Raw genomic sequence first — 2138 nt, 5'->3', positions numbered from 1 at the left:
CCTACAGCATCAACTTGACCGTTAAGAAGCGCGATAACCGCTTTGTCATGTCCTTGGAATTGTACGCCTGTTACATCTTTCACTGGGTCAACGCCAGCTTTTTTTAACAACAGACCCGGGTAAACATAACCAGCTGCTGAAGTAACACCTTGCCAGCCCATTTTTTTGCCTTTCAAATCAGCAACGGATTTGATCGGGGAATCAGCTTTCACAAGGATTTCGGATTTATAGAAATTCACGAGTTCAGTTGTTGGTTGGCCTGTTGCATCGTCAACGCCGAAACGTGTCGCTTGTGCAAGCAAATCAGCCGCTTTGCGGTTATCATGGGCAACTACGTAGTTACTCGGTGGCAAGAAGCCAACGTCAACTTGTTTGGAAGCCATGGCTTCGATTACAACGTTATAGTCAGTTGAAACGGAAACTTTAACTGGGATACCCAGCTTGTCCCCGAGAAGTTTTTCAAGTGGTTTTGCTTTTGCTTCAAGTGTCTCAGCATTTTGGGAAGGAACGAATTGAACTTTAAGTTCTTTTGGAACAAAGCCTGCTGCTGCTGCCGGACTAGCGGAAGCTGCTGCTGACGGTGAAGCCGTTGCTGCACCAGCTGAAGCTGATGGAGCTGGCGTTTCCTTTTTTGCACAGCCTGCAAGCAGACCTGTTGCAACAACCAYCATGGAAAGGGTGATAACTGTTAATTTTTTCATTTCTTTTTGACCTCCGTTTAATTTAATTTGCTATTTATCTAAGATGTAATATAACATTAACATAAAAGATATGGAAGATAGTGTGAAGTATTTGTTAAACTGCCAATTGTTATGTATGTATTTACAAAATAAAAAGTTGTGGAGTGGGGAACTTGACTCAACCTGGTAAGGTGCAGAAAAGTACAGTAACCATACTGGAAACAAGCGATTTACATGGTAATATGCTGCCTTTGCATTACGCGAATAACTTGCCGAACGAAGTGGGTTTAGCCAAAATAGCGGCATTGGTAGCAGATGAGCGGAAGAAAGAAGCCAATGTGATTGTAATCGACAACGGGGATCTTATCCAAGGCACACCGCTCGCTTACCATCACGCTAGATTGGATAATGAGCCTATGGATCCCATGGTGCTTGGACTCAACTATATCGGCTATGATGCTGCTGTAATCGGGAATCATGAGTTTAATTATGGTCTTGATGTACTTGGTAAAGCGGTCAAGGAATCTGAGTTCCCGTGGTTGTGTGCAAGCATTATAGACGCAGATAGCGGAGAGCCATTCTTAGGGAAGCCATACATTATCAAGGAACTTCCAGAAGGTGTTCGTATCGGTATCTTGGGACTGACGACGCCGTATATTCCAAATTGGGAAAATCCTGCACATATCACAGGTCTACAGTTTGTAGATGCTGTGCAAGCAGCTCACAAGTGGGTGAAAATGCTTAAGGAAGAGGAGCAAGTGGATGTCGTTGTGGTTTCTTATCATGGCGGCTTCGAAAGACATCTAGAGACAGGGGAACCGACAGAACCTTTGACAGGCGAAAACCAGGGCTATCAGCTTTGTATGGAAGTTGAAGGGGTGGATGTGCTCCTGACAGGGCATCAGCACCGAAGCATTGCAGGGCAAGCCATCAATGCCGTCACTATCGTTCAACCGGGAACCGCTGGGGTTACGCTGGGGAAAGTGACGTTGGAGCTTTCGATGGTTGAAGGTAATTGGCGGATCGACACCAAGACATCAGAGCTGCTCTCGGTAACGGGAATTGAAGCTGACAAACAGCTCATTGGGCTTGTTGGCACACATGAAGCGAAAACCCAAGAGTGGCTGGATCAACCAATCGGTAGGCTGACGGGCGATATGCTGGTGAAAGATCCTATGCAGACTCGATTAAAAGACAGCGCACTGATCGAGTTCATCAATCGGGTCCAAATGGAGCTGTCTGGAGCACCCATTTCGAATACGGCTTTGTTTGATAACGTATCGCCAGGTTTCCCTTCTGATATTACGATGAGAGACATCGTTTCCAACTACATTTACCCGAACACACTGAAAGTGATTCGGATTTCCGGACAAGACATCAAGGATGCCTTGGAACAGTCCGCGGAGTATTTTGAGTTGACATCTGATGGTGAAGTTCAAGTCAGCAGCAAGTTTAGAG

At 45.7% G+C, this 2138-nt stretch carries 2 protein-coding genes; one reads left to right on the top strand and one right to left on the bottom strand.

Translation table 11 applies throughout. From position 1 onward, the window contains the following. A partial coding sequence (gene phnD, locus AC1DUA_RS34955; RefSeq protein ID WP_477504112.1) for a phosphate/phosphite/phosphonate ABC transporter substrate-binding protein occupies positions 1 to 701 on the bottom strand: 701 nt, incomplete at its 3' end. Between the two features lie 221 nt (positions 702 to 922). Between phnD and AC1DUA_RS34950 the strand changes: the two genes are divergently transcribed. Then, a partial coding sequence (locus AC1DUA_RS34950; protein WP_477504113.1) for a bifunctional metallophosphatase/5'-nucleotidase occupies positions 923 to 2138 on the top strand: 1216 nt, incomplete at its 3' end.

The organism is Paenibacillus sp. 01T422 (assembly GCF_056398785.1).
This window is presented reverse-complemented; position numbering and strand designations above follow the sequence as displayed.